Below are 26,882 nucleotides of genomic sequence, written 5' to 3'. Positions count from 1 at the left end.
GGGCCGCTGCCGGGGCTCAGGCCTCGTCCGCCCAGATGGCCGTGCGGCCGTCGGGCTGGATGTGGACGGTCATCGACATCTCGCGGTAGAGGGAGACCGCGTCCAGCTCGCCGACCTCGGCGCGGGCCTGGAACGCGGTGGCCGGGAGCAGGGGTTGGACGCACAGTTCCGGCGGGCTCAGCAGCGTCTGGCCCGGCGCCACGACGATCCGCACTCCCGTGCCCCAGGAGCCGGGGCACGGATGGCTGGCGCGGGTGCGGACCCAGCCGACCTTGGCCCGCACCGTCACCGCGTCGGGACCGGTGTTGGTCAGCCGGACCGCGAAGCTCAGGCCCGACTCGTCCACCCGGGTGCACGCCGTCCAGGCGAGGCCCTCGACGTAGCGGATCCGTCCGCACCGGTGGTTGCCGCCGATCTCGGTGCGGGCCCCGGCGGCCGGGGAGAACAGCGGCAGGTCCGCACGCTCGGGAGTGGCGGTCGGCGGTTCGCCCGCGGGGCTCGCGGTGCTCGCGGCCGATGGGGGCGGCGGTGCGGGGGCGGCCGCGTCCATACCCGCACCGCTGCGCCCCGCCAGCAGGACCAAGGGCAGGACGGCGGCCGGGACGAGGACGGCCGCGGCGACGGGCAGCGATCGGCGCACAGTCGTGTTGACGGGGCGTGTGCTCCCGGCGCGTGCCGTGTCGGCGTCCTCCAGGGTGGTGCTCGCGTCCTCTTCGTCGGAGCGCCGGCCCTCGCCGGTCCCATCGAGGCCGGCTGGCACCGTCCCGTCCTCGCCAGGGCCGCCGCGTCCGCGTCCGAGGTAGGCGACCGCCTTCCGCCGCCACCCGGCGCCGCCGAGCTCCGCCAGGCGTGACCGAAGTACGGCGATCTCCTCGCCGTACCCGACCAGCAGCTCGGCCGCCGCCGCGACGTCCGGGCGCAGGACCTGGGCGAGAGCGGCGGTGTCGGCCTGTGACGGCATCCGGTTGGCCTTCGAGACGAGCAGCTGGCGGTGTCCCTTCAGCCAGTACGAGAGCAAGGGTTCGTCGATCCGGTGTCCGGCGAGGCGCAGCCGCCGTACGAGGGCCTTGCGGGACGGCCGCTGGGCGCGGTCGGTGACGTCGGACAGACACCTGGCCCAGTCGTCCAGTGCCCGGGCGAGCTCGCCGGTGGCGTCCTCGAAAGCCTTCTGCCGCTGCTCCACAGGCGCCCTCCGGGTTGGTTCGGTGTGCACCGCGGGCCGTTCGGGCGCAGGTCAGCGCGGTGCAAGACAGAGCGCAAGTTGCACTGTTCCGCGCCTGATGGACAGCCAATCCCGTCGGCCGCGAGGCTCGTTGGCGGCGGAAGCGGCAGCGTGGTCAGCGCGCTGGTGGCACACGGCCGGTCGGCGCGCACACCGCGTAACGGGTGGCACGCCGCGCGTCGGCGCCGCCCGTCCCCGGGCCATGGCGGCCCCCGCCAGGAACCAGAACGGCAAGCCCGAACCGAAGCAGGACAGGAGCAGGACATGCGGACGATCCCCTCGTACCCCCACCGCGGCACCTCCCGGCGGCGGCCTCTCACGGCGCTGTTGCTCGCCGCGGGCCTGACGGCCGCGGTCGCGGCCGGCACCGCGCCCACCGCGCAGGCGGCGGACAACGGTGTCCGGCTGACCTTCGTCAAGAACCACGAGCACCCCGACCGCTCCACCCTCTCGGTCCGCGTCGGCGGCGAGACCCTCGCCTCCTACCGGGCCGGATCCGGTGTCGGCGCCAGTGCCGAGGGCCGTGACAGCTGCCGGACCAACAAGGGATGGCTGCCCAACGGCACCTACCGGATCGAAGGGCACGAGCGTCACCGGGACAGCGTCATCAAGGGCCTCGCCATCGCCCTCGCGGACAAGAAGTGCTCCGACGGCACCCTGCGGTCCGACCTCTTCATCCACAGCGAGATGAAGGCGGACGGCACCCAGGGCACGCCCCAGGAGCCCGAGCCCACGCGCTGGGACGGCGACCAGGACTACCGGTCCTTCGGCTGCATCAAGCTGCACCCCGACCACATCAAGGCGCTGTTCGCCAAGCTCGACGCCCGGGGCTGGCCCACGACCCTCGAGGTCAGCGGCTGATCCCTCCCGGCGGGCGCGCGCCGTGCACCGCGCGCGCCCGCCGGTTGCCGTGCGCCTGGCCACTCCGTGAGGCCCACGCCCGGGATCAGCGCGGTGATCACGGGGCGGGCTCACAGGTGCCGTCCTTAACCTCACCGACCACGCAGACTGGCCTGCCGCCGACCCGTGCGATCAGCTCCCGGGGGGCAGCACGGTCCCGATGTTCCGAGCTGCGGGAAAGACCTGGTACCCGTGGCCCGGCTCACCGGCAGGGAGAGCTGACCCCGCGAGGGCGGGACGACCCGCAGTCGTGGCGCCGCTCGCAGAGGTGTTCTCATCTGGTGATCTCCGAGAGCCACGTACGCAGGGGCCCTTCGAGTTCGAGATTGTCGCCTCGCGTGGTGGTTTGGAGTAGTTCGGTGATGACGACCAGTCCAGCGAAGCGCCCGGCTGGGGTGGTGAGGACGTGAGCGAGACGGCGACGGACTTCGGCGGCGGTCTCCGGGACGAGGAGGCTGTAGGCGTACAGGAGGGCCGCGTCGTAGCCAGCGGGCGCGGTGCCCCAGCCTTCCCAGTCGAGCACGGTGAGCGTCGGGCCCGTGAGGTTGGCCCAGTGCAGATCGCCGTGGGCCGTCGTCCAGGCCGTCACCTTGGTGTCGATCGGGATGCCCAGGTACTGGGGCATGGCGCGGTCCAGGTATTCCTGCCGGACCGCCACCCGGTCGCTGGGGACGGCTGCGATGGCGTCGAGGGCGGTGCCGAGTTCGTCCCACCAGGCGTCGTCCAGATCAGGGGCTTCCCGGAGGACCGGCTCGTGGGTGGTGATGGTGGAGGCGGTGATCCTGTCCTACAACTCCGCCAGGTAGCCGTGCTCGCCCTCGGTCCACGTTCGTCGCTCCCGCAGGCGCGGCCGGGGTACCGCAGGAGGCATGAGTCGTTCGGCCTCCTGCGGCCCCTCCCAGAGCTTTCCGCCGGCCTTGTCGGCCGGGGCGGACACCAGGCGGAGCCATCCCTCGCCGGACGCCGTGGCGACCGGGCGGCTGAGCGTACGCCCACGCCAACCCCATGCTTCGCGGGAGCCGATCGGCGCCGCGCCGAGAGCCGTCGTTGCCGCTGCGTGCATCCCGCGCATCCGCCTGGCGGTGTCCGGCTCAGGTTCCGAGTACATCAACGACCCTTCGAAGTACTTCCGGAGACAACGGCGGTCGGCCGACGACTTCGGCGGCCCGTGTCCAGTGTTCCGGGTCTCCGGTCGACAAGAGCACGCGCTTCACCCCTGGGATTGACGCCACGACGGCGAGGGCGGCATCGGCAGGGGCCCTGCCAGGGGTGATCAGCTCGGACAGTTCGGGGGTCACCAGACCGGGGACCTCGCCGCCGTCGAGCGGAGCGGAGGCGAACACCTCCAGTCCCGCCGCCAGGGCATCGGCCAACGGGCCGTGTCCGTCGAGGGCCTGGGCGACGGGCGAGAGGCGGACGAGGGAGACCGGGAGCTGGACGGCACCCAGGTGGTGATTCGGCCCGCCCGCCTTGGTCGCGAGTTCGAGCAGCGTGGGTACGTCGAACAGGCCGCTACTGAAGCCGTCCCAGGTCGCCACTCCGTAGGCGCTGGCGATGACCTACATCCAGCGCCTGGCCGAGGCCAGCGACGATTTCGCGTACAGCAAGGGGCTGCTCAACGCGCTGCACTTCATGATGCAGGGCCACCATCTGGTGAAGCGGCCCGGCTGGTGGCGTTCCGGGCCTGTGTACGTGACCTCGTCGGAGGACCCAAGCATCGCCGCGTACACCGCTCCCGACGCCGAGCAGGTGCCGGCGCTGACCGGCGAGCTGGTGGGGTGGCTGAACGAAGGCGACCTGGACGCGCCGGGGCTCGTGCGGGCCTCGATGGCGCACCTGAACCTGGTCGCGATCCACCCGTGGCCGGACGGGAACGGCCGAATGTCCCGTGCCCTGCACACCCTGGTCCTCGCCCGGGAAGGGATCATGGCACCCGAGTTCTCCAGCATCGAGGAGTGGCTGGGCCGGGCCCGCAACACCTACCGCTACTACGACGTCCTCGCCGAGGTCGGCGGCCCCGTCTGGACCCCGGAGCGGGACACCCTGCGCTGGGTCCGGTTCTGCCTGCGCGCCCACCACCAGCAGGCCCAGAGCGTCGAGCGTCAGGTGAACACCACCCGCGAGGTCTGGACCGCCCTCGACGAAGCCGTCGAGCAGCGCGGCTGGCCCGACCGCATGCTCTACGCCCTCTACCCCACGGCCATGGGCAACCGCCTGCGCCGGGCCACCTACCAGGCCGACGCCGAACTCAGCGAGCAGCAGGCCCAGCGTGACATCCGCGAACTCGTCCGCGCCGGCTGGCTCGCCGCGAAGGGCGAGGCCCAGGGCCGCTATTACGTTGCTGGTCCGGACCTCCCCGAGGAGATTGCCCGCGGGGCGACTGAGCCCCGGCCGCTGCGGGACCCCTACGCGTGAATCGGCACGTGCGGAATGCGGGGCGTGCTCACCAGCGCCGGCCGCGGGTCCTTCCGTTGCTGGGTCGGTAGGCGTCCTTCACGATCTGCGCCAGATCGTCCTCGCTGAACATGCGGTGGCTGCCGATCTCCCGGTGCGGCACCCGGCCGGCAACTGACTCCGAACGCAGCCAGGCCACGCCCACGCCAAGGCGCTTCGCGGCCTCCGTGATGGAGTAGAGCAGGGGGCCGTCGCTCCTGGTTTTGTCATTGCTCGGGGGAGCCTTTGGCTTGCGTTCGGACTCGGGCAGGCCTGTGGGTGGGGAAGTTGCAACGAGCCGCACCCCAAGTGCCGGGAAACCGGCGCCACCCCGGCGTCCGCGACGGGCGTGGCCCTCACCGGCCGGACGTCTCCCAAGGACGGATGGTTGCGCTGGCTCGCCGCGGGGGAGTGATCCGGAGTCCCGTCGGAACCCGGTGACGGATGGGCTGTCGGTCCACCGATCACGGATCGCGAGCCGTCCGGCGCGACTGTCGAGGCCGCAGGGTCCGCTCCGGTTGGACCCTGCACTGGTGAAACTCCTGAATGCTGGATCAAGATCGATCTTCCTCGCCCGCCTCCAGCGCCTGGAGGTCACGGCCCAAAGCAAGGCTGAGGTGACTCGCGCACTGATAGAAAGGTCTGCGTTGTCATTTGTTCTGACTCCGCGGCATCCCGCGCCGCCCTGGAGGGGTAGCCGGCCAGGAGGCGAGGCCGTTCTCGATGGGGTCGGAGATAGTCTTCGGCCAGGTAACCCCAGCCCTCGGCCTTCACCTCGTGAAGGCGGCCAACGCTGAGCGTTGGTACCACATGTGACCTTTCGTCGAGCATGGCAGTCCTGTCGCCGCAGGGATCGCGGAAGACGATTCGAGAAGGAGTTCCCGTGGAAGATCCAGAGTTTGAAGCCGTGCTATTAGACCCCGGTGCTGAGCGGCTGGGCGTCGTTAAGGCGCTACGTTCAGCTGTTGGGTTGAGTTTTTGGGATAGTAAACTCATGCTGGATGATTTGCCGAATGTTGTTCTGGAGCGCAGCAGGTATGAGGATGCGATTCGGGTGGCCAGGATTCTGGAGCAGGCGGGTGCCCGGGCGGCCCTAAGGTGCTCTTGGTGTGAGCGGGAATTTGGTCAGGGGGAAAGAGTCGATCCCGGGCCGTGCGAGTCGGCCGGCTCGGCGGAGAACTGCCGAGCGAATTCAGCTCACCCGTATCCTGCGGATGTCGGCAAGTAAATTCCGAACCGGACTTACTTGACGCCGGTCAGGGCACGTGCTGGATGCCCGACGGGCCGTTTGGGAGCCATGAGGTACCCAAACGGCCCATCCGCGTTGTCTAGGGAATCAGGATGGCGATGAACCTGACTGAATTACCCGTACCACCTGATACCTTCCGTATCAAACGAGGTGACCCTCCCATCGTGTCCCACGGGAATGATCTTCGAGGTCCTCATGGGGGAGCCGGCGTCCATGAACTTCTGTATCAGCTTCCTGTCCGCATCGCTCGGCGACTTAGCCCCCTTGGGGTGCGTATGGTAGATGAGGACCGTGTCGGCGCTGACCGGCAGCTCGACCCTGTTCCCGATTCCGGAGTAGAGATAGTAGGTGCCGCCGGAACCCTTAGGGCCAGGGCCCAGCTTGTACATCACCGCGAACTCGACCCCGTGCTTGACCGTCAGGTTCTCCAGCTCTGTAACTGTCGGTCGACGCGAAATCTGGACACCCGCGCTGCCCGGTAGCCCTTCCTTTTCGGACGCTCCGTACAGCAGCCGGAACACGGGGCCCATTTCGCGGGCCACACCGATCGACGCTGCCCTGGCGGGTGCCTTGCTCAGCCACTTGCTGATGCCGCCCAGGCCGGCGACAGCGACCTGCTTTGCCAGCTCGTCGGCGTTCTTTTTTACGAAGTCGGCAACCCTGTTGCAGCCGAACTCTCGAAGCTTGCTCTCCGCGACGTACATCGCGTAGGCAGGGCGGATGGGGACGTACTTGTCAACGAAGGCGCCGACACCGCCGTTGTTCCCGGCAAGGGCGTTGTAGACGTCGTTCCCGAAGATGAACGGGGCTTTGAACCCCTTGACGAGGCCGCTTCCGATGGCGTCAAGGACGCCCATCTTCTCGGGGTCGTCGGGGTCGTCGTCCTCGGGCGACAGGCCGGTAGGGTCGGTGTAGATGGTGGGTGCGCCGGCCGCGTAGGCGTACGCGGATGTGTACGGCGAGTTCGCCCGGGTGTCGAGCGGGTCACGGCTGTTGAAGCGGCCGTTGGCGGTGTCGTACTCGCGGGCCCGGAGGTACTGCTTGCCCGGTACCACGGGGTCGTTGTACTGGCCGGCGAAGCCGAACGGGGTGGCCGGTGCGCCGGGGGCGGTGGTGGCTGTGCCAGAGCGGCCGTAGGGGTCGTAGGCGGTGCGGCTCTGCTGGGCGCCGGTGGAGTTGGTGAGGTCGGTCACCGAGCCGACCCAGTCGTGGTGGTGGTAGGAGGCCCCGGAGGAGTCGTGCTGGCTCTGGGGCAGGCCGAGCGGGTTGTAGGTGTAGTCGCCGATCAGCGCGCCGGAGCTGTTGGTCTCGGTGGCGATCTGGGGCAGCGGGTTGTTGGTGTCCCAGGTGAGGGTGCGGGACAGGTTGCCGTTGGTCTTGGTGGTGACCCGATTGCCGTCGGCGTCGTAGGTGAAGGTGAAGGTTTGCTTGCCGACGATGCTGCTGGGACGGCCGGCGGCGTCGTAGGTGTAGGTGGTGGCGTGGATCGCGAGGGGGTCGCGGTAGGTCTTGGAGGACCACAGCGCCTTGTTGGCAGTGTCGTAGAGGACGAAGTTGCCGTCGTCCTGGACCTTGGCCACGGCCCCGGTGTTTCCGGCGGTGTTCGTGCTCCACAGCACCGTGCCGCCGGTGTCGGTGACGACGAGGTTGCCGTCGGTCTGCATGGTGGCGCGGGCGCCGGGGTGGCCGGTGGTTCCGGTGGACCAGACGGCCAGGCCGGTGTCGATCTGGTACAGGACGAGGTTGCCGTCGGCCTGCATGACCAGCCGGGCGTTGTTGGACGTCAGGATCGCGCCGGAGGCGAGGCTCGTACCTGAGGCGATCGTCTGGTCGCGGTAGGGGTTCTTGACGGTGGTGAGGTTGCCGTCGGCGTCGTACGCGTAGGTGGTGGTGGCCGAGCCGATGCTGGTCTTGGTCAGCTGGTCGGCCGCGTCGTAGGTGGAGGTGGTGGTGCCGTAGGCGTCGGTCTGGGTGAGGCGGTTGCCCACCTTGTCGTAGGTGTAGGTGAGCGCGCCGTTCGCACAGCCGACGGTCGACGGCGAGACCGGGCAGCCGGACAGCAGACGGCCGGCCTGGTCGTAGGTGTAGGTCTGAATGCCGCTGCCCAGGCCGAGCCGGTTGACGTTGACGCTCGTGGGCTGGCCTGCCGCGTCGCGGGTGAGCTGCCAGGAGGCGAGGGTGGTGCCGGCCTTGGTGCTGGCGATGGCGCTGAGGCGTCCCGTGGGGTCGTAGGCGCGGGTTTCGGTGTAGCCGTTGCTGGCGGGCAGGGTGGTGCTGGTCAGCTGCCCGGCGGGGCTGTAGGCGTAGAGCGTGCTGGCGCCGTCGACCGTCTGCTGGGTGCGGCGGCGGTCGCCGTCGTAGGCGTAGGTGAGCTTGCGGCCGTCAGGGTACTGGCGGCTGGTCAGGTTGCCCACGGAGTCGTAGGCGTAGATGAAGCCTGGGCCGCCGGTCGGCTTGGACACGGAGGTCAGCCGCCCGGCCGGGTCGTAGCCCACGGCCCGGGTCCCGGTCACGTCGGTGATGGTGGCAGGGCGCCCGGCCTTGTCGTAGGTCCGGGAGACTGCGGGTGTGGTGTCGGAGTAGGTGGTGCCTGTGGGCAGGCCGCGCGGGTCGTAGCCGACAGTGGCCGTGAGGCCGCGGGCGTTGGTGGCGGTGGTGGCGTGGCCGTCGGGGTCGTAGCCATAGCTGACGCTGCCGCCGAGCGGGTCGGTGACGCTGGTTACGCGGTGGAGCGCGTCATAGCTGTAGCTGGTGACATGGCCGTTGGCGTCGGTCCTGCTGGTCCGGTCGCCGGCCGTATTCCAGGTGCTGGTGGTCGTCGCGCCCGCCGGGTCGGTCACAGTGGTGACGCGTCCGTTCGCGTCGTAGGCGGTGGTGGTGGTCCGGCCCAGTGGGTCGGTCACCCGGGTCGGCCGGTTCAAGGCGTCGTAAACAGTGCCGGCCGTGTTGCCGAGCGGGTCCTTGACGGTGGTCAGGTTTCCTGCGGCGTCGTAGCCGTATGCGGTGGTGTAGGTGGCGGCGTTGGCACCGGAGGCGTTGCCGCGCGGGTCGGTGACGGCGGTGGGACGCTGGTCCTTGTCGTAGGTCCAGGTGGTCTTGTTGCCCTCGGGGCTGGTGCGGCTGACCGTGTTGCCGTCGGCGTCGTAGCCGGTGGCGGTGGTCTTGCCCAGCGCGTCCGTCAGCGCCGTTGGCCGGCCGGCTGCGTCGTAGCCGAGGGTGGTCTTCGCACCGGTCGGGTCCGTTGTGGTCGTGACCTGGCTGGCGCCGTCGTAGGCGGTCGTGGTGCTGTTGCCGAGCGGGTCCGTGACGGTGACCGGCCGGTTGATCACGTCGTAGGCGGTCGCGGCGGTGGCCCCGGTCGGGTCGGTCGCGGTGGTGCGGTTGCCGTTGGCGTCGTAGCCGTAGGTGGTCGTGTAGGCGGCGGCGCTGGCACCGGGGGCGTTGCCCCGCGGGCTGACCGTGCTGGTGGGCCGGTTGTTCTTGTCGTAGCCGTAGGTGGTCTTGTTGCCGAGCGGGTCCGTGACGGCGATCAGGTTCCCGGCCGGGTCGTAGACGCTGGTCGTGGTGTTGCCGAGCAGGTCCTTGGCCGTGGTGCGGTGGCCCGCCGCGTCGTAGCCGTAGGCCAGGGTGTTGCCGAGCGGGTCCTTGATGTCGGTCAGGTTGCCCGCGTTGTCGTAGCCGTAGGTGGTGGTGTTGCCGAGGGGGTCGGTGGCGGAGGTGAGCAGGCCGGCCGCGTCGTAGGTGTACGTCGTCGTGTAGGTAGCGGCGTTGGCCCCTGCCGTGTTCCCGCGGGGGTCGGTCTTGCTGGTGAGCCGGGAGGACGCGTCATAGGCGAACGTCGTCTTCTCACCGAGCGGGGTGGTGACCGAGGTGCGGTTGCCCGCGTCGTCGTACCCGTACGTGGTGGTGGCCCCGAGGGGCGTGGTCACGGTGGCCAGGGCGCCGAGCGGGGTGTACGTGTAGCTGGTCTTCCCGCCGGCCGAGTCGGTGCTGTCGGTCAACTGGTTGAGCGAGTTGTAGGCGTAGCTGCTGGTGCGGCCGAGGGCGTCCTTGCGTGAGGTGACGTTGTTGTTGCCGTCGTAGGTCCAGATTTGGGTGGCGGACACCGGTGCCGGTGCCGTGCTGGTCAGCACGTTTCCGTTGGCGTCGAACGTGAACGTTGAGGTGTTGCCGTTCGGATCGGTGAACGCCGTACGGTTGAACGCGCTGTCGTAGGTGTAACGGGTGGTCTTGCCGTAGGGGTCGGACTGCCAGCTGATGACGCCGCCGGAGTAGACGTGGGTCCAGATCCCGCCGTCCGGGTGGGTCACGTACGTCGTGGAGTTGGCGGTGTCGTAGCTGAAGGTGGTTGTGCCGCCGAGCGCGTCGATCTGGCTCGCCACCCGGCCGGAGTCATCGTAGGTGTTGGCGGTCACGACACGGCCGAGCGGATCGGTGACGGTGGTGAGCCGCCCGTTCGCGTCGTAGCCGTAGGCCGTGCTCTGGCCGCGCAGATCACGAACATCCGTGAGCAGGTTGCCCGTGTACTGGTAGGCGACCGTGCGCTGTCCGGGCAGGGTCATGCTGGTCAGCAGACCGCTGGCGTAGCCGAAGCTGACGGAGCGCCCGGCGCCGTCGGTGATGCTTGTGAGCTGGCTGCCCGTGTACGACATCGTGAGGCCGGTTCCGGCGGCGTCGACCATGGTGGTGAGCCGGCCGGCCGCGTCGAACATCAGCTGGTGCCGGTCGGGCGTGGTCAGCAGGTATCCGGCGCCCAGCCGCTGCAGGCTCGAGCGGACATAAGGCCGCGTGGCCTTGAGCGAGCCGTCGCCTTGGACCGCGTAGTCGACCTGCGAGCCGTCCTCGGCCCGGAAGGTGACGACCGCCTGGCCCACGTTCAGTGAGGCCGAGTACGGGAACACCCAGCCTTTGCCGAGCACGCCGGAGACCGTCGACGAGGAGGAGTAGCTCCGGGTCAGCTGGAACGGCTGCCCAGGGCCGGGCAGTTCGGCGTCGGTGACCGCTTCGCCGAAGGCACCCGTCGAGGTGTTGACCGGGTCACCGCAGTACTGCACCAGGCTCAGCACGATTCCCGTGCTGGACGGCGAGTTCGGGCACGCCAGAGACACGTTGTCCGGCACGCCGACGATCGGCACCGGCGGGGCCGCGATCGACGTCAGCTCGTCCGAGCTCCCGTCCGCATACCCGTACCGGACCTTCACGTAGTAGTTCACACCACGCTGGATCTGCGCGCTGAAAGAGCACCAGCCGGTGGACTCGTACACCATCCACTGGTCGCCCCATATCGGCGCGTTGTCGGACGCGCGGTAGAATGTGACCGAAACGTTCCCACGGCTGCTCGCCCGCAGTGCAGCCGGGATGTCCGGGTTGAAATCCCAGGTCGCGCACCACGACAGCCCGGTGTTCCCGCTCTGGATGTTGTCGACGAACGTCCGGACATCGGCGATGTACGGGTGACCGGCAGGCCAGTCCGCCGCAACACCCTCGACGTCACGCGCAATGCTCACGGGCGCTGGCTGAGCCTTCACGGACGACAGGGCCCGCAACTCCTCCTTTGTGAGGCTGCTGAAGCCCTCTGTGCCCGGACCTGCGATCCGCTGCGTCACCGGTGCCGGTGGCGGCCCGGCTGGCGCGTCCGCCTTGAGGTCGCGGGCCTGGCGGCGCTTCTGGTCGATCGACCACGGGACCGGGGAAGCGGCGGCCTTGGGAGCTGCACCGCCATCGGCTGTGGTACTGCTGCCTTGTATCTTCGCTGGCTCAGCCCATGCGGGCGGCGTCAAAGTCAGCGACAACAGGGCCAATAACAGGAATCCCAGTATTGACGTGCGGAGGTTCCGCATCATCCGTGAATCCGTCCTTCCGTGTGCAGAGTGTGACTACGAACCAGTGCCGGGACGATCGTGCTGCCATTCGCTTCAGGACGGGGCTGATGGGCGAGCTTCGGCCGGATCTGGCGGATGGATGACCTAGTGTCAGGGGTCGTTATAGGGACAGATCCGATATGACTGTCGTCCAGAACCAGGCGTTGAGGCGACAGCGGATCTTCGCAGTTGGCGCCACTGCCGATCTGACCGGACCGGGCGGGCCCATGAGCCCCGTCGAGCGAGTCGGTGAGTCCGTTGGCCACTCTTGCCCTGAGCCTGCCGCCGCGGCCACCGTGCCCACGCCTTCGCGAACCGGCTGCGCTGGGCCCAAACGAGGATCAACACCGTCGCTGACTTCCTGACCACTATGCAGCGCCATCGAATGGACGGAGGCGACCTGGAAGTCCACCACCGGGTGCGACCGGGTCCCGTCCGGGCGACGCCGCTGCCCGCGGAGGAGTTGGACGAGGACGACCCGCACGACATCGTCGGCGCGATCACGTGGCTCACCGGCCACCCCGACGAGATCGACGGCGTCGACATCTTCACCGACCGGAGCGCTGGCTACCAGCTGCGCCCCGAGAACGGCGAAGAGGTCGCCGACTGAAGCAGCCTCAGTTCGACGGCATCAAGAACCCCGACGGTGACGTCAAGCGTCAGTTCGGCATCGGTGACCTGCGGCCAGCGGCGTGGTTCGAGCCGTTCGACAACGTCGAAGCCCGCGATCCCCGCCGCGGCATCCGCCGCTGACCGACTGCCACCACCACCTGCGGGCCGGAGGGCAGCCCGAGCCCTCTGGCCCGCAGACGGTCACATTTCTGTGATCGCGTGACGGTGTGCCCCCTGCCGAACCTGCTCAAGAGCCAGTGGGCGCCAGCCGCGGCCATGCTGCCAGCGGGTCACAGCCTGACAGTCCCAACCTGCCCCGACTGGTGTCGCCCGATTCAGCGTGGTCGAGGGCCCTTGCCAGTGCACGAACAGCCTCGTCGGCGGAGTCCTTGAAGAGGTGGCCGTAGAGGTTGATGGTGGTGGCGAGGGTGGCGTGGCGCAGGGTCTTGGAGACGATGGCCAGGGGGATGCCTTCGGCGATCATGATGCTGGCTGCGGTGTGGCGCAGGTCGTACAGGCCGATTTTGGGGAGGCCGAGCTCGGCGGTGCGTTTGCGGAGCTGGTCGAGGACCCACTGCGGGCGCGGTGTCCCGCCCGGACGGGCGAAGACGAGGCCTTCGAGCCGGCCTTCTGGGTGGGCGTTCATCTGGAGGGTGTGGCGGTGGAGGGCTGCCATGACTCTGGGGGAGAGGCTGATCCAGGCGCGGCTGGCCTCGGTCTTGGGCTCCCGGAGGTGAGTCTTTCCGTTGTCGATGGCGGCGAGGGTCCAGCGGACGTAGAGCTTGCGGTCCATGAGGTGGACGTCGGACCAGTGGAGGGCGAGGACCTCGCCGCGGCGCATGCCGGTGCCGAGCATGACCTCGAACAGGTCGGTCAGCTGGTCCGCGTACTGCTCGGCGCCGGGCTGCAGGAAGGCAGCGGCCTCGTCGGGGGTCCAGCAGGTGCGTTCGGCGGCGCGGGGCCGGGCCGGGACGGAGTGCTTGGCCGGGTTGTAGCGCAGCCCCCAGGCGCGCACCGCGGCGTTCAGGGCGTTGCGCAGGATGGAGACGATCCGGTAGACGGTGACCTTGCCCCGCTTGGCCTTGCGCTGGGCGGCGATCCACCGCTCAATGTGCTTCGGCCGCAAGTCGGGCAGCCGGTAGTGGCCGAAGGCAGGGATCAGGTCCCGCTCCACGCACGCCTCGTAGCCGGCGTACGTGTTCGGCGCGAGCTCCTCTTTCTTCACCTCCAGCCACTGCCGCAGAAAGCCCGCCACCGTGACCCGGCGGTCCTCGTACACCCCGCGCAGCTCACCGTCCAGCACCGCCCGCATCTCCCGGACCGCCTCCGCACGACTCGCGAAACCGCCGCGCCGGCGGGTCTTTCGCTTCCCGTCATCAGGGGCCAGGTCGACACAGTACGTCCACGACCCGTGACCCGCCTCCTCCAACAACCGCACACACCACGGACCCAACTGCCGCCCCTGTGAGCTGCCCCGATTTTCGTGGAGTCCGCGATCGTGTGATCAAGCGGTCTGCGGGACTTCCTCCGGTCGCGCCCAGTACGCCTGCTCGTATTCGTCGGGCGGCATGTAGTCGAGGGCGGGGTGGAGCCGCTCGCTGTTGTACCACGCGACCCACTGGAAGACGGCGCGCTCGACTTCGTCGAAGTCTCGCCACGGACCCTGATGCTCGATCAGTTCGGCCTTGAACGTGCCGTTCAGGGCCTCGGCCATCGCATTGTCGTAGCTGTCTGCGACGGAGCCCACGGATGCCGAGGCGCCGACCTCGGCCAGTCGCTCCGTGTAGCGAATGGATACGTATTGCGACCCGCGGTCGCTGTGATGAATGAGGCCGGCGTCCTTCTTGATCTTCTGCCGCCACAGCGCCATCTCCAACGCGTCCAGCGGCAGGTCGGTCCGCATGTGAGTGGCGGCCTGCCAGCCCACGATCCGGCGCGAGTAGGCGTCCAGGACGAATGCCACGTAGACCCAGCCCGACCAGGTGCGGACGTAGGTCGGGTCGGCCAGCCACAACTGGTTCGGGCGCTCGGCGGTGAACCGGCGGTTGACCAGGTCCGGGGGACGCGGGGCGGCCGGCTCCGGGACGGTCGTGCGGCGGCGCCGGCCGCGGATCACGCCCTCGATGCCGGCCTCACGCATCAGCCGCTCGACGGTGCAGCGGGCCACCGCGTGGCCGGCGCGGACGAGGGCGCGGGTGATGCGCCGCGCCCCGTAGGTGCGGCCAGAGTCCTCCCACGCCGCTGTGACCAGCGGAATCAGCTCCTCGTCGCGCAGACGGCGGGCGGACTTCGGCCGCTGCTTGCGCGCGAAGTACGTCGACGGGGACAGGCCCAGCACCCGGCACACGGGATCGACCCCGAAGCCGTCACGCAGGTGGTCGATCACCTGCTCGGCCTCGTCCGGGGACGGTCGATCTCCTGGGCAAAAAACACGCTGGCGGCCTTGGGGATCTCGTTGGCCCGCCTCAACTCGGCGTTCTCTTTTCGGAGTTGCTTCAGCTCATCCAGCTCGGCGGTGGTCAGGCGGTCGTCGCGCTCGCCGGCGTCGGCCTCGGCCTGGCGGACCCAGGACCGCAGGGCCTCCTTGTGGATACCCAGGTCACGGGCGACATGGGCCACTGGGCGGCCGGTCGAGCGGACCTCGCGGACGGCGCGCTCACGGAGTTCATCGGGGTACTTACGTGGTGCTGGCACTGCTGTGGTTCTCCTTACGCCTGGATCGTAACCCAGGCTTCAGGGACTCCACGAAAGCAAGAACAGCTCACTGCCCGTCCGAACAACCATACCGCCGGTACACCCGACCACGCTGCGCACGCTGTCCCATGAGCTTCCCCTTCTCTTGGACTGGGTGGTGACTCTGGGGCAAGAGTGACTGCCGTGTCGGGTGTGGCGGCAGAGCGTGCGGGGCGGTGCGCGAAGCACTCAGATCCAGACGGCGAAGACACGCTCAAGACGACACACCGCGCGGAAGATCACGAGCCGTAGTCGGTGGGTATGCGACCGTGATCCGCTCGCAGGAACCGGTGCCGCAGGCCGGCCGGCGTCGTCGACGCAGCGGCTGTCGGGATCGCACGGGCGTGCTTGCTGAAGGACCGACAGATCTCGGTCACCGCCAGTAGCTGCGACGGGGCCGCTGGCCCTGGGACCACTTTGGGACCACGCCCGATGAGCGCCCATGAACGCTGATGGTCGAAAACGGACGCTTGTGCGCAAAGTAAACACTGGGCCACCGTCAGCAGTTCGCGACATCACTTCCGCCGAGAGTTTCTAACTCACGTGCACCTCGGGAGGGTTGAGCAACAAAGAAGCTGAGACCTTGAGGTCCCGGCAGCCGACAATAGTTGAACCCCTTAACTGGGGGTCAAGGGGTCGCAGGTTCAAATCCTGTCGTCCCGACATTGTGTCGGAAGGCCGTTGGCCGGGAGAAATCCCAGGTCAGCGGCCTTTTTGTTGATGGGTCGACAGGTGGTCCACGGCGCTGGAGCGGCCGGTCCGTGATCTTGCCAGGGACCAGCTGGGGACCGGAGAGCCGGCGGCCCCGCTGCGGCTTACCGCGGCCCTGGGATCGCGTGGGCGCGAGGGCCTCTCGGATCGTGCCGAGTCAGTGCGCGTCGTTGGGCGACCGGCGGGCGCGTCGTCGGCGCAGGCCCCAGGCCGCCAGCGCGGTGACCAGCGCCACCGCGAGTCCGCCGAGGAACTCCGGCACTGCGGCCACCAGCAACTCCGGAACGCCGCCCAGATGGCCGGCGCATTCCTCGCCGATCGCCTGGACCGACTCGCTGATCTCTGTCGACATCGCAGTACGCCTCCACCGCCTGGAACACCTCACGGCCGCCGTCGACCGCGCAGCCAGCGTGCTCGGCGTGGGCGTTGTCCCCAACCCGCGCTGGGACGACCTGAGGCAGGCCGGGACCGCTCGGGGCAATCGCCCGCCGGCTGAAGACCCGCCCGGCGGCGCTGCTGCAACCACGTTCCCAGCCGGAGCCGCCCAGCGCAGCGGCGGCCATCGCCACGCTGCAGGCGCAGCTCGACCTCGAACGGGCGCATCGCACCGGGGACCGCCTCCGCCGGGAGCTGAGCGACACCCAGGCGCTGATGGGCACGTTGCTGCAGATCATCGACGCGCTGCGGGACATCATCACCGAGCTCGATCTCGACCTGGTCGGCGCACCACGCACCGCCGGGAGGACGGTTCCGCGCTCGCCGGCCGAGCGGCAGCGCACCGAGGCGGTCGAGTACAAGGCGGCGGCGGAGCCCGAGTTCGACCGGGTTGACCACCGGCGGCGGGTGCTGGAGCTACTGGGGGCCTGGGCCGGGCCCCTGGCGGGGGACCGGCCCAGGGTGGGGTGGGTCAGGGGGTGGCGAGGGTGCCGGTGGCGTGGTGGGTCCAGGGGGAGTGGGGGGTGGGGCGGGTGTGGATGTTGATGTCGCGATGGCCGGTGGGGCTGGGGAGGCCGACGAGGACGTGGAGGGTGAGGGGCTGGTCGGGGGTGAGGAAGATCGGGGCGAGCAGGAGGAGTTCGCTGATCTCGGTGCAGCCGGTGGTGGCGGCGGCGTGGAGGGCGAGTTCCAGGACGGCGGTGCCGGGCAGGAGGACGGAGTCCATGACCTGGTGGTCGGCGAGCCAGGGGTGGGTGTCGAGGGAGACCGTGCCGGTGAAGAGGTGCTCGCCGCTGGGGAGCGCGGTGGACGTCGCGAGGATCGGGTGGGTGTCGCGGGCGAGGCCGAGGGCGGTGGGGTCGGCGGCGTCCGGGGTGGGGTCGAGCCAGAGGCGCTGGTGCTGGAAGGCGTAGGTGGGAAGGGTCGTGTGGTGCACGTCTGCGGGGAGCAGGGCGCGCCAGGTGACGGGGATGCCCTGGGTGTGGAGGGTGGCGAGGGCGGTGGTGAGTTGGCGGGGTTCGGGGTGGTTGCGCCTTGTGGTGGGGGTGGTGTTGTCGGTGAGGGGGGTGAGGGCGGCGTCGGGGCCGATTTCGAGGTGGGTGGTGACGCCTTGGGTGGCGAGGTGGGTGACGGCGTCGTGGTAGCGGACGGTGCCGCGGAGGTGGTTGACCCAGTAGTCGGCGTTGGCGTCGGTGAGGGGCTGGCCGGTGAGGTTGGAGATGACCGGGATGGTCGGCGTGTGGTGGGTGATGCTTTTGGCGATGGCCCGGAAGTCTTCGAGGATCGGGTCCATGAGGGGGGAGTGGAAGGCGTGGGAGACGTTCAGGCGGGTGTGCTTGCGGTCGGCGAACTGCGCGAGCACTGCGTCCACGGCGGCTTCGGTTCCTGAGACGACCACACTGTCAGCCGAGTTGACGGCCGCGATCGTCACGTCGTCGGTCAGGTGCGGGATGACTTCGTCCTCGGTGGCGCGCAGGGCGGCCATGGCTCCGCCGGTGGGGAGGGATTGCATGAGGCGGGCGCGGGCGGAGACGAGGGTGCAGGCGTCGTCGAGGGTGAGGATGCCGGAGGCGTGGGCGGCGGTGATCTCGCCGAGGGAGTGTCCGGCGAGGTAGTCCGGGCGGACGCCGAGTGATTCGAGGAGTCGGTAGAGGGCGGTTTCGAAGGCGAAGAGGGCGAGTTGGGCGGTGCCGGTCTGGTTGAGGGCGTCCGGGTCCTCGCCCCACATGACCTCCCGCACGGGGGCGTCGAAGCGTGCGAGGACGTCGTCCAGGGCGGAGGCGAAGACGGGGAATGCCCCGTACAACTCGCGTCCCATGCCGAGGTGTTGGGCGCCCTGGCCGGTGAAGAGGAAGGCCAGCTTCTCCGGGCGGGAGAGGTCGGGGGCCGGCGGCACGTCCTCGCCCCGGGCCAGGCGGGCGAGCTGGTCGAGGAGTTGGTCGCGGTCGCCGGCGAGCAGGACGGCTCGGCGCTCGAAGCCGGTGCGGCCGGCGAGGGTGTACGCCGTGTCGGCCAGGTCGGTGTCGGGGTGGGTGAGCAGGTGGGCGCGGAGGCGGGCGGCCTGTTCGCGCAGGGCGGGCTCGGTCTTCGCGGACAGCGGGTACGACAGCGGGTACGGCAGCGGACCGGTCGGCCGGGTGGTCGTGGTCGCGTCCGTCGTCGGGGCCGCCGGCGGCTGCTCCAGGATGACGTGCGAGTTGGTGCCGGACAGGCCGAAGGAGGAGACGGCGGCCCGGCGCGGGGTGCCGGTCTCCGGCCAGGGGGTCCGCTCGCCGAGCAGCCGCAGCGGGGAGGCCTCCCAGTCGATGTGCCCGGTGGGCTCCTCGGCGTGCAGGGTCGGGGGGAGTTCCGCGTGGCGCAGGGCCTGGACCATCTTGATGATGCCCGCCGCGCCGGCTGCCGCCTGGGTGTGGCCGATGTTCGACTTGACGGAGCCCAGGAAGAGCGGGAGTTCGCGGTCCTGGCCGTAGGTCGCCAGCAGGGCCTGGGCCTCGATGGGGTCGCCGAGCGTGGTGCCCGTCCCGTGCGCCTCGATGGCCTGGACGTCGCCGGTGCCGAGGCCGGCGTTGGCGAGGGCCTGGCGGATGACGCGCTGCTGGGCGGGGCCGTTGGGGGCGGTGAGGCCGTTGCTGGCGCCGTCCTGGTTGATCGCTGTGCCGCGCACGATGGCGAGGACGGGGTGCCCGTTGCGCTGGGCGTCGGAGAGGCGCTCGACGAGCAGCATGCCGACGCCCTCGCCCCAGCTGGTGCCGTCGGCCTGGGCGGAGAAGGCCCGGCAGCGGCCGTCGGCGGAGAGTCCGCGCTGGCGGGAGAAGGTGACGAAGGCGCCCGGGTTGGCCATGACGGTGACGCCGCCGGCCAGCGCGAGGTCGGACTCGCCGTTGCGCAGGGCCTGGCAGGCGAGGTGCAGGGCGACCAGGGAGGAGGAGCAGGCGGTGTCGATGGTCATCGCCGGGCCCTCGAAGCCGAGCGTGTAGGAGACCCGGCCGGAGGCGACGCTCCCGGACATCGACGTGGCCATGTACCCCTCCAGCTCCGCGTCACCGCCGCCGAGCCGGGCACCGTAGTCGCCGTACATGATGCCGGTGAAGACGCCGGTGTTGCTGCCGCGCAGGGCGGTCGGGTCGATGCCGGCGTGCTCCAGGGCTTCCCAGGAGGTCTCCAGCAGCAGGCGCTGCTGCGGGTCCATCGCGCCGGCCTCGCGCGGGCTGATGCCGAAGAAGGCCGGGTCGAACTGGCCCGCCTCGTAGAGGAATCCGCCTTCGCGTGCGTACGTGGTGCCGGTGCGGTCCGGGTCGGGGTGGTACAGGTTCTCGACGTCCCAGCCGCGGTCGGCCGGGAAGGGGCCGATGGCGTCGACGCCGTCGCTGACCAGCTGCCAGAGGTCGTCCGGGGTGCGGACGCCGCCGGGGTAGCGGCAGGCCATGCCGACGATGGCGATCGCCTCCTCGGCGGGGACCGCGGTGGCGGTGGCCGCCGGGGCGTCGGCCCCGGGACGGGCGCCGCCGAGCGCCGCCTCCTGGAGGTAGCCGGCGAGCGCGGTCGGGTTCGGGTAGTCGAAGGTCAGGGTGGCCGGGAGGCGTAGGCCGGTGGCGGTGCCGAGGTGGTTGCGGAGTTCGACGGAGGTGAGGGAGTCGAACCCGACTTCGGTGAAGGACTGCTGGGCGCCGATCGCGTCGGCGGACGTGTGTCCGAGGACGGTGGCGGCGGTGGTGCGGACGAGGGTGAGGAGGTGGTTGTGCTGTTCGGTGGGGTGGGTGGTGAGGTTGGTGAGGGGGGTGGTTGTGGTTGTGGCGGTGGTTCGTGGTGGTGGGGGTGGTGGGGGTGGTGAGGTGGCGAGGACGGTGGGGAGGGTGGTGGGGTTGGTGGTGCGGAGGGTGCGGGTGTTGAGGTGGGCGGGGATGGGGTTGGTGAGTGGGGTGGTGAGGGCGGTGTCGAAGGCGGTGAGGCCGTCGTGGTTGGTGAGGGGGTGATGCCGGTGCGGGTGAGGCGTTGGTGGTCGGTGGTGTGGAGGGTGGCGGTCATGGTGCTGGTTTGTTCCCAGAGTCCCAGGCGAGGGATTGGGCGGGGAGTCCGGTGGTGTGGCGGTGGTGGGCGAGGGCGTCGAGGTAGGCGTTGGCGGCGCGTAGTTGGCTTGGCCGGGGGTGCGAGGGTGGCGGTGATGGAGGAGAAGAGGATGAAGTGGGTGAGGTCGAGGCCGAGTTGGAGGGTGAGGTCGTGGAGGTGGTGGGCGGCGTGGGCTTTGGGGGCGAGGACGGTGTCGAGGCGTTGGGGGGTGAGGGTGGTGATGGTGGCGTCGTCGGTGATGCCGGCGGTGTGGATGATGGCGCGGATGGTGGGGGTGGCTTCGCGCAGGAGGGTGGTGAGGGTGTGGCGGTCGGTGGTTCGCAGGCCACGATGCGGACGGTGGCGCCGAGTTGGGTGAGTTCGGTGGTGAGTTGGGTGGCGCCGGGTGCGTCGGGTCCGCGGCGGCTGGTGAGGAGGAGGTGGCGGACGCCGTGGTGGGTGATGAGGTGGCGGGCGATCAGTGCGCCGAGGGTGCCGGTGCCGCCGGTGATGAGGACGGTGGCGTCGGGGTCGAAGGGGGTGGGTTGGTGGGTGGGTCCACCGACGCCCGGACCAACTGCGGGACGAGGGCGACACCGTTGCGGACGGCGAGCTGAGGTGAACCCGCGAGGTGCGGGACGGCGACGGGCAGGGAAGCCGCGCTGTCCAGGTCAGCAGGGTGATGCGGTCGGGCTGCTCGTTCTGGCGCTGCGGAACAGGCCCCACAGGGCCGCTGCGGCGAGGTCGACCTCGTGTCCTCGTCGGAACCATCACGGCGTGACGGGTGAGCACCACGAGCCGGTGTCGGTCAGTTCGTCGTCGGCAGCCACTGCTGGACGGCCGCCAGGAAGCGATGGGTGACGGTCGCGCCTGCTCGGGCGGGGGTGCCGGGCACCGGTGTAGGGCAGGTAGACCACCGCGGGGTCGGCTGCTTCAGTCGGCCAGGTCGGAGACGTGGCGGAGCCCGAGCTCGGCGGTCCAGTCGGCCTCACCCAGGACGACCGCGCGAGGGCCGGTCGAGGCGTCGGCCGCGTCGGTGGCGCCGACGGCACCGAGGGCGCGCCACTCCAGCTGGTGCAGCGTGTTGCGGGCGGTGCCGGCGGCGATCTGGGCCGGGTCGAACTCGCGCAGGGTGAGCGAGTCCAGGGTCAGTACCGGTCGGCGGTGGTGTCGGCCGCGGGTGAGCGCGACCTCGCCGGTGCGGCGGGGGGTGATCCGGATACGCAGGGCACGCGCGCGGTGGCGTGGCAGTGCAGGCCGGACCAGGAGAACGGCAGGGAGCCCCGGTCGGAGGCGGCGGAGGTCAGCGTGATGGCGTGCAGGGCGGCGTCGAGCAAGGCCGGGTGCAGGTTGTACGGCGTCGGGTCCTCGTCCTCGGGGAGGGCGATCTCGGCGTAGACCTCCTCGCCGAGACGCCAGGCAGCCCGCAGGCCCTGGAACACCGGACCGTAGTCGAGGCCACCGGCGGCCATGCGGTCGTAGACCCCCGTGACATCCAGGGCCGGCGCCGCGGGCGGCCAGTGGTGACCGGCTCGGCACGGGGCTCCCGGCCGGGCGAGGTGCCTTCGGCGTGGCGGGTCCAGTCCTGCTCGTCGGGAGGCAGTGGATGGTCAGGCGCGGCAACCGGTCGCGTCGGGCGCGCTGACCGAAGCCTGGAGCTGGACCGTGCCCTGTTCGGGGACGGTCAGCGGGGCGTGGAGCGTCAGCTCCTGGACCACCGGGCAGCCGGTCCGGTCACCGGCCTGGGTGGCCAGCTCCACGAAGGCGGTACCCGGCAGGACGATCGCACGCCCCACCTGGTGATCGGTCACCCACCGCTGGTCGGCCACCGAGAGCCGACCGGTGAGCAGGAGCCCGTCACCGTCCGCCAGAGCGAGCGTGGCGGTCAGCAGCGGGTGGCCGACGGCCTGGAGCCCGGTGGCACCGAAGTCCTTCACGGCGGTGCCGGCCGCGTCGATCCAGTAGCGCTTGCGCTGGAAGGCGTAGGTGGGGAGTGGGGATGGTGGGGCGGTGGGGTTGAGGGGGGTGGGTGGAGGGTGGCGAGGGCGGTGGTGAGTTGGCGGGGTCGGGTGGTTGCGCCTTGTGGTGGGGGTGGTGTTTGGGGGTGAGGGGGGTGAGGGCGGGTCGGGGCCTATCGAGGTGGGTGGTGACGCCTTTGGGTGAGTGGTGACGGGTCGTGGTAGCGGACGGTGCCGCGCAGGTGGTTGACCCAGTAGTCGGCGTTGGCGTCGGTGAGGGTGTCCGGTGAGGTTGGAGATGACCGGGATGGTCGGGTGTGGTGGGTGATGCTCGTGGCGATGGCCCGGAAGTCTTCGAGGATCGGGTCCATGAGGGGGAGTGGAAGGCGTGGAGACCTTCAGGCGGGTGTGCTTGCGGTCGGCGAAGTGGCGAGCACGGCCTCGACGGCTGCCTCGTCGCCCGAAATGACGACGCTGTCAGCCGAGTTGACGGCCGCGATCGTCACGTCCTCGCCGAGCAGCGGATGACTTCGTCTTCGGTGGCGCGCAGGCGGCCATGGCTCCGCCGGTGGGGAGGGATTGCATGAGGCGGGCGCGGGCGGAGACGAGGGTGCAGGCGTCGTCGAGGGTGAGGATGCCGGAGGCGTGGGCGCGGTGATCTCGCCGAGGGAGTGTCCGGCGAGGTAGTCGGGCGTACGCCGAGTGATTCGAGGAGTCGGTAGAGGCGGTTTCGAAGGCGAAGAGGCGAGCTGGGCGGTGCCGGTTCTGGTTGAGGGCGTCGGGGTCCTCGCCCCACATCACCTCCCGCACGGGGGCGTCGAAGCGTGCGAGGACGTCGTCCAGCGCCGAGGCGAAGACGGGAACGCCTCGTACAGCTCCTGTCCCATGCCGAGGCGCTGGGCGCCCTGGCCGGTGAACAGGAAGGCCAGCTGCCCGTCGGCGGACCGTCCGGGGATCACCCGGGTGGCTCTGGCCCTCGGCCAACGCGCGGAGCCCGTCGAGGAGTTCGTCACGCCCGGTACCGATGACGACGGCCGCTGGTCCAGCTGGGCCGGGTGGTGGTGAGGGATGGGCGATGTCGCGCGGTCGGCGTCGGTCGCCTCGACGTGGGCGAGCAGCCGGGCCGCCTGGGCCGCGCAGGGCGTCGGTGCTCGCCGCGGAGAGCGGCCAGGCCAGCGGGAGCGAGGAGCCGTCCCGGTCGGCCGCCGGTTCGACGGCTGTCGCCTCGGGGGCCTGCTCGATGATGACGTGGGCGTTTGCCGGAGATGCCGAAGGAGAGACGCCGGCCCGGCGAGGACGCCCGGTCTCCGGCCACTGCCGCGCCGCGTGAGGAGTTGGACCTTGCCGGCTGACCAGTCGACATGGGTGGACGGCTGGTCGACGTGCAGGTCTTCGGCATCAGCCGTGGTGCATCGCCTGGATCATCTGATGATGCCGCCGGCGCCGGCGGCGGCCTGGGTGTGGCCCAGGTTCGACTTCAACGAGCCGAGCCAGATCGGCTGTTCGCGGTCCTGGCCGTAGGTCGCCTGCAGTGCCTCGGCCTCGATCGGGTCGCCGAGCGCGGTGCCGGTGCCGTGCGCCTCGACCACGTCGACCTCGGCGGGCGTGAGGCCGGCGTTGGCCAGCGCCTGGCGGATCACCCGGGCCTGGGCGGGGCCGCTCGGGGCGGTGAGGCCGTTGGAGGCGCCGTCCTGGTTGACGGCCGTGCCGCGGACGACGGCCAGGATCCGGCGGCCGTTGCGGCGCGCGTCGGAGAGCCGTTCCAGGACCAGTATGGCCGAACCCTCGCCCCAGCCGGTGCCGTTGGCGGCGTCGGCGAAGGACTTGCAGCGGCCGTCGGCCGACAGGCCGCGCTGGCGGGCGAAGGTGAGGAACGGAACGGGGGTGGTCATGACGGTGGCGCCGCCGGCCATCGCGAGGTCCGAGTCGCCGTTTCGCAGGGCCTGGCAGGCGAGGTGCAGGGCGACCAGGGAGGAGGAGCAGGCGGTGTCGAGGGTGACCGCCGGGCCCTCCAGGCCCAGGGTGTACGCGATGCGGCCGGAGGCGACGCTGCTGGTCATCGACGTGGCGAGGTAGCCCTCGGTTTCGGCGTCACCCTCGTTCAGGCGCGGCCAGTAGTCGACGTACATGACGCCGGTGAAGACGCCGGTGTTGCTGCCGCGCAACGCGGTCGGGGCGATGCCCGTACGCTCCAGCGCCTCCCAGGCGGTCTCCAGCAGCAGCCGCTGCTGAGGGTCCATCGACTGGGCGCCGCGCGGTGAGATGCCGAACGGCGTCGGGTCGAACTCGACCGCGTCGTAGAGGAATCCGCCCTCGCGGGTGTAGACGGTGCCGCCCTTCGCGGGGTCGGGGTCGTAGATCGACTCGAGGTCCCAGCCCCGGTTGTCGGGGAAGGCGCCGACGGCGTCGATGCCGTTCGCGACGGTGTGCCAGAGGTCTTCGGGCGAGCGCACCCCGCCGGGGTAGCGGCAGGCCATGCCGACGATCGCGATCGGCTCCTGCTTCTCCGACTCGACCTCCTTCAGGCGCAGTTGGGCCTGGTGGAGGTCGGCGGTCACACGCCGGAGGTAATCGCGCAGCTTGCTCTCATTCGTCGTCATACGATCAACCCCGATTTTTCGGCACGAGTCGGCAGTTCAGTCAGCGGTCAGCAGTCAGCAGTCGGAAGGCGGCGCTCGGAAGGCGGCAGCCGTGAGGCAGCGGTCAGAGGTTCTTCAGGCCGCTGTCGATGAAGTCGAAGAGGTCTTCGTCCGACGCGGCGTGGATGCGGTCGGCCCCGGAGGAACCGGTGCGGTCGTCGGTGGCGGGGGCGTCCCCGTCCTGCTGCAGGGTGTGCAGCTCGACCAGCAAGTCCTGGAGCCTGGCGGACAGTTCGGCGACCGCGGCTTGGTCCAGGGTGGCGGAGTGCAGGCCGCGCTCCAGCGCGTCGAGTTCCGCGGACAGCGCGGGTGCCGCGGCCTCCTGCGGGGCGGCCGGCGCGGCGGCGGCCAGTTCGGCCTGGAGGTAGCCCGCGAGCGTACTGGGCGTGGGGTGCTCGAAGACCAGGCCGACCGGGAGGCGTAGGCCGGTGGCGGTGCCGAGGTGGTTGCGGAGTTCGACGGAGGTGAGGGAGTCGAACCCGACCTCGGTGAATGCCTGGTTGAGTCCGATGGCGCTCGTCTCGCCGTGTCCGAGGACGGTGGCGGCGGTGGTGCGGACGAGGGTGAGGAGGTGGTGTGCTGTTCGGTGGGGGTGAGGGTGGTGAGGTTGGTGAGGGGGGTGGTGGTGTGGTGGTGGCGGTGGTTCGGGTGGTGGTGGGGGTGGTGGGGGTGGTGAGGTGGCGGAGGACGGTGGGGAGGGTGTGGGGTTGGTGGTGCGGAGGGTGCGGGTGTTGAGGTGGGCGGGGATGGGGTTGGTGAGTGGGGTGGTGAGGGCGGTGTCGAAGGCGGTGAGGCCGTCGTGGTTGGTGAGGGGGTGATGCCGGTGCGGGTGAGGCGTTGGTGGTCGGTGGTGTGGAGGGTGGCGGTCATGGTGCTGGTTTGTTCCCAGAGTCCCCAGGCGAGGGATTGGGCGGGGAGTCCGGTGGTGTGGCGGTGGTGGGCGAGGGCGTCGAGTAGGCGTTGGCGGCGGCGTAGTGGCTTGGCCGGGGGTGCCGAGGTGGCGGTGATGGAGGAGAAGAGGATGAAGTGGGTGAGGTCGAGGCCGAGTTGGAGGGTGAGGTCGTGGAGGTGGTGGCGGCGTGGCTTTGGGGGCGAGGACGGTTGTCGAGGCGTTGGGGGGTGAGGGTGGTGATGGTGGCGTCGTCGGTGATGCCGGCGGTGTGGATGATGGCGCGGATGGTGGGGGTGGCTTCGCGCAGGAGGGTGGTGAGGGTGTGGCGGTCGGTGGTGTCGCAGGCCACGATGCGGACGGTGGCGCCGAGTTGGGTGAGTTCGGTGGTGAGTTGGGTGGCGCCGGGTGCGTCGGGTCCGCGGCGGCTGGTGAGGAGGAGGTGGCGGACGCCGTGGTGGGTGATGAGGTGGCGGGCGATCAGTGCGCCGAGGGTGCCGGTGCCGCCGGTGATGAGGACGGTGGCGTCGGGGTCGAAGGGGGTGGGTTGGTGGGTGGTGTCCACTGCCGCCCGGACCAACTGCGGAGTGTGGAACGTGCCTTCACGGAGCACGAGTTCGGGCTGACCGACCGGGACGTCACTGGGGTCGGTCGCGCTCTCCACGTCCAGCAGGGTGATGCGGTCGGGCTGCTCGTTCTGGGCGCTGCGGATCAGTCCCCAGGCAGCGGCGGCGGTCGGGTCCACCAGGTCCTCGGGGCGGGCCGCGACGGCCTGGCGGGTGGTCACCAGGAGGTGGCCGGCGGCGTACCGCGGCTCGGTGAGGAACTCCTGTAGCCGGCTGAGGAGATGGTGCAGGTCGGTGGTCTCCGGGGTGAGGCTCAGCTGGAGCAGGTCGGGAGCCGGGGCATCCGGGGCGAGGTCCGCCCAGGCCACGGGCACCGCCGTGGTCACGGCGGCCGTCAGCGGCTTCCAGACGACCCGGTAGAGGTGGCGGGCGGTGCCGGCGGCGGCGATCTGGCCCGGGTCGAACTCGCGCAGGGTGAGCGAGTCCAGGGTCAGCACAGGTCGGCCGGTGGTGTCGGCCGCGGTGAGTGCGACCTCGCCGGTGCGGCGCGGGGTGATCCGCACGCGCAGAGCACGCGCGCCGGTGGCGTGCAGGTGCAGGCCGGACCAGGAGAACGGCAGCGCGGTC

General features: G+C 70.4%; 15 protein-coding genes and 8 pseudogenes. 5 read left to right on the top strand and 18 right to left on the bottom strand.

All coding sequences use genetic code 11. From position 1 onward, the window contains the following. Window positions 1-16: 16 nt before the first annotated feature. Entirely contained in the window at window positions 17-1,183 is a 1,167-nt protein-coding gene (locus ACYP53_RS00115) for a hypothetical protein (RefSeq protein ID WP_459646301.1), read from the bottom strand. A gap of 303 nt (window positions 1,184-1,486) precedes the next feature. Here ACYP53_RS00115 and ACYP53_RS00110 point away from each other — a divergent pair, with 303 nt between their 5' ends. After that, window positions 1,487-2,083: a L,D-transpeptidase gene (locus ACYP53_RS00110; protein WP_459646300.1), complete on the top strand. Its 597-nt coding sequence runs from the start codon at window positions 1,487-1,489 to the stop codon at window positions 2,081-2,083. A gap of 313 nt (window positions 2,084-2,396) precedes the next feature. Here ACYP53_RS00110 and ACYP53_RS00105 read toward each other — a convergent pair whose 3' ends face one another. Further along, on the bottom strand, window positions 2,397-2,747 hold the full coding sequence (locus ACYP53_RS00105) for a hypothetical protein (RefSeq protein ID WP_459646299.1): 351 nt from the start codon (window positions 2,745-2,747) through the stop codon (window positions 2,397-2,399). A 466-nt stretch (window positions 2,748-3,213) separates the two neighbouring features. After that, window positions 3,214-3,660, bottom strand: a complete 447-nt coding sequence (locus ACYP53_RS00100) for an aldo-keto reductase family protein (RefSeq protein ID WP_459646298.1) — start codon at window positions 3,658-3,660, stop codon at window positions 3,214-3,216. A 16-nt stretch (window positions 3,661-3,676) separates the two neighbouring features. Between ACYP53_RS00100 and ACYP53_RS00095 the strand changes: the two genes are divergently transcribed. After that, window positions 3,677-4,537, top strand: a complete 861-nt coding sequence (locus tag ACYP53_RS00095) for a Fic family protein (RefSeq protein WP_459646297.1) — start codon at window positions 3,677-3,679, stop codon at window positions 4,535-4,537. Between the two features lie 847 nt (window positions 4,538-5,384). Next, window positions 5,385-5,783: a ribosomal protein L7/L12 gene (locus ACYP53_RS00090; RefSeq protein WP_459646296.1), complete on the top strand. Its 399-nt coding sequence runs from the start codon at window positions 5,385-5,387 to the stop codon at window positions 5,781-5,783. 134 nt (window positions 5,784-5,917) lie between these two features. On the opposite strand, the gene ACYP53_RS00085 is transcribed toward ACYP53_RS00090, so the two are convergent. Next, on the bottom strand, window positions 5,918-11,311 hold the full coding sequence (locus ACYP53_RS00085) for a DUF6531 domain-containing protein (RefSeq protein ID WP_459646295.1): 5,394 nt from the start codon (window positions 11,309-11,311) through the stop codon (window positions 5,918-5,920). Window positions 11,312-12,035: 724 nt separating this feature from the next. On the opposite strand from ACYP53_RS00085, the gene ACYP53_RS00080 reads away from it, so the two are divergent. Next, window positions 12,036-12,275 (top strand): hypothetical protein, encoded by a 240-nt coding sequence (locus tag ACYP53_RS00080; protein WP_459646294.1) that lies wholly within the window; start codon window positions 12,036-12,038, stop codon window positions 12,273-12,275. 249 nt (window positions 12,276-12,524) lie between these two features. On the opposite strand, the gene ACYP53_RS00075 is transcribed toward ACYP53_RS00080, so the two are convergent. The 5 genes and pseudogenes from ACYP53_RS00075 to ACYP53_RS00055 form a co-directional block, all read right to left on the bottom strand. Next, a complete protein-coding gene (locus ACYP53_RS00075) occupies window positions 12,525-13,589 on the bottom strand; it encodes a site-specific integrase (protein WP_459647928.1) in 1,065 nt (354 codons plus the stop codon). After that, window positions 13,590-13,715 (bottom strand): annotated as a pseudogene (locus ACYP53_RS00070) (Arm DNA-binding domain-containing protein); the annotation flags it as partial. A 66-nt stretch (window positions 13,716-13,781) separates the two neighbouring features. Then, window positions 13,782-14,971, bottom strand: a protein-coding gene (locus ACYP53_RS00065; RefSeq protein ID WP_459646293.1) for an IS3 family transposase whose coding sequence is annotated in 2 segments (ribosomal slippage) — window positions 13,782-14,707 and window positions 14,707-14,971 — 1,191 coding nt in all. Because the reading frame shifts where the segments join, the coding sequence is not laid out codon by codon here. Window positions 14,972-15,878: 907 nt separating this feature from the next. Next, window positions 15,879-16,073 (bottom strand): hypothetical protein, encoded by a 195-nt coding sequence (locus ACYP53_RS00060; RefSeq protein WP_189925537.1) that lies wholly within the window; start codon window positions 16,071-16,073, stop codon window positions 15,879-15,881. Window positions 16,074-16,637: 564 nt separating this feature from the next. Then, window positions 16,638-19,886: pseudogene (locus tag ACYP53_RS00055) on the bottom strand (type I polyketide synthase); the annotation flags it as partial. On the opposite strand from ACYP53_RS00055, the gene ACYP53_RS00050 reads away from it, so the two are divergent. Continuing rightward, on the top strand, window positions 19,783-20,130 hold the full coding sequence (locus ACYP53_RS00050) for a hypothetical protein (RefSeq protein WP_459646292.1): 348 nt from the start codon (window positions 19,783-19,785) through the stop codon (window positions 20,128-20,130). The pseudogene ACYP53_RS00055 and the gene ACYP53_RS00050 overlap by 104 nt on opposite strands. A gap of 48 nt (window positions 20,131-20,178) precedes the next feature. On the opposite strand, the pseudogene ACYP53_RS00045 reads toward ACYP53_RS00050, so the two are convergent. The 9 genes and pseudogenes from ACYP53_RS00045 to ACYP53_RS00005 all read right to left on the bottom strand — a co-directional run. Further along, a pseudogene (locus ACYP53_RS00045) lies at window positions 20,179-20,247 on the bottom strand (hypothetical protein); the annotation flags it as partial. A 115-nt stretch (window positions 20,248-20,362) separates the two neighbouring features. Beyond that, window positions 20,363-20,479, bottom strand: a pseudogene (locus tag ACYP53_RS00040) (KR domain-containing protein); the annotation flags it as partial. 122 nt (window positions 20,480-20,601) lie between these two features. Continuing rightward, window positions 20,602-20,667, bottom strand: a pseudogene (locus ACYP53_RS00035) (hypothetical protein); the annotation flags it as partial. Window positions 20,668-21,351: 684 nt separating this feature from the next. Continuing rightward, a complete protein-coding gene (locus ACYP53_RS00030; protein WP_459647927.1) occupies window positions 21,352-21,786 on the bottom strand; it encodes a polyketide synthase dehydratase domain-containing protein in 435 nt (144 codons plus the stop codon). A gap of 27 nt (window positions 21,787-21,813) precedes the next feature. Then, complete coding sequence (locus tag ACYP53_RS00025; protein WP_459646291.1) at window positions 21,814-22,140, bottom strand: polyketide synthase dehydratase domain-containing protein; 327 nt, start codon at window positions 22,138-22,140, stop codon at window positions 21,814-21,816. Between the two features lie 1,155 nt (window positions 22,141-23,295). Continuing rightward, window positions 23,296-24,761, bottom strand: a pseudogene (locus tag ACYP53_RS00020) (type I polyketide synthase); the annotation flags it as partial. A 103-nt stretch (window positions 24,762-24,864) separates the two neighbouring features. Then, a complete protein-coding gene (locus ACYP53_RS00015; protein ID WP_459647997.1) occupies window positions 24,865-25,011 on the bottom strand; it encodes a hypothetical protein in 147 nt (48 codons plus the stop codon). A 162-nt stretch (window positions 25,012-25,173) separates the two neighbouring features. Next, window positions 25,174-25,548: pseudogene (locus ACYP53_RS00010) on the bottom strand (acyl carrier protein); the annotation flags it as partial. Window positions 25,549-25,742: 194 nt separating this feature from the next. Further along, a pseudogene (locus tag ACYP53_RS00005) lies at window positions 25,743-26,623 on the bottom strand (beta-ketoacyl reductase); the annotation flags it as partial. Window positions 26,624-26,882: the final 259 nt, after the last annotated feature.

The sequence above is a fragment of the Kitasatospora sp. Ki12 genome (assembly GCF_054601375.1).
This window is presented reverse-complemented; position numbering and strand designations above follow the sequence as displayed.

Bases quoted from the DNA above. Each gene is read 5' to 3' on its own strand.
- ACYP53_RS00060 (WP_189925537.1), bottom strand. From the start codon at position 16,073: ATGTCGACAGAGATCAGCGAGTCGGTCCAGGCGATCGGCGAGGAATGC.
- ACYP53_RS00105 (WP_459646299.1), bottom strand. From the start codon at position 2,747: ATGCCCCAGTACCTGGGCATCCCGATCGACACCAAGGTGACGGCCTGG.
- ACYP53_RS00080 (WP_459646294.1), top strand. From the start codon at position 12,036: ATGCAGCGCCATCGAATGGACGGAGGCGACCTGGAAGTCCACCACCGG.
- ACYP53_RS00075 (WP_459647928.1), bottom strand. From the start codon at position 13,589: ATGCGGGCGGTGCTGGACGGTGAGCTGCGCGGGGTGTACGAGGACCGC.
- ACYP53_RS00095 (WP_459646297.1), top strand. From the start codon at position 3,677: ATGACCTACATCCAGCGCCTGGCCGAGGCCAGCGACGATTTCGCGTAC.
- ACYP53_RS00090 (WP_459646296.1), top strand. From the start codon at position 5,385: ATGGCAGTCCTGTCGCCGCAGGGATCGCGGAAGACGATTCGAGAAGGA.
- ACYP53_RS00110 (WP_459646300.1), top strand. From the start codon at position 1,487: ATGCGGACGATCCCCTCGTACCCCCACCGCGGCACCTCCCGGCGGCGG.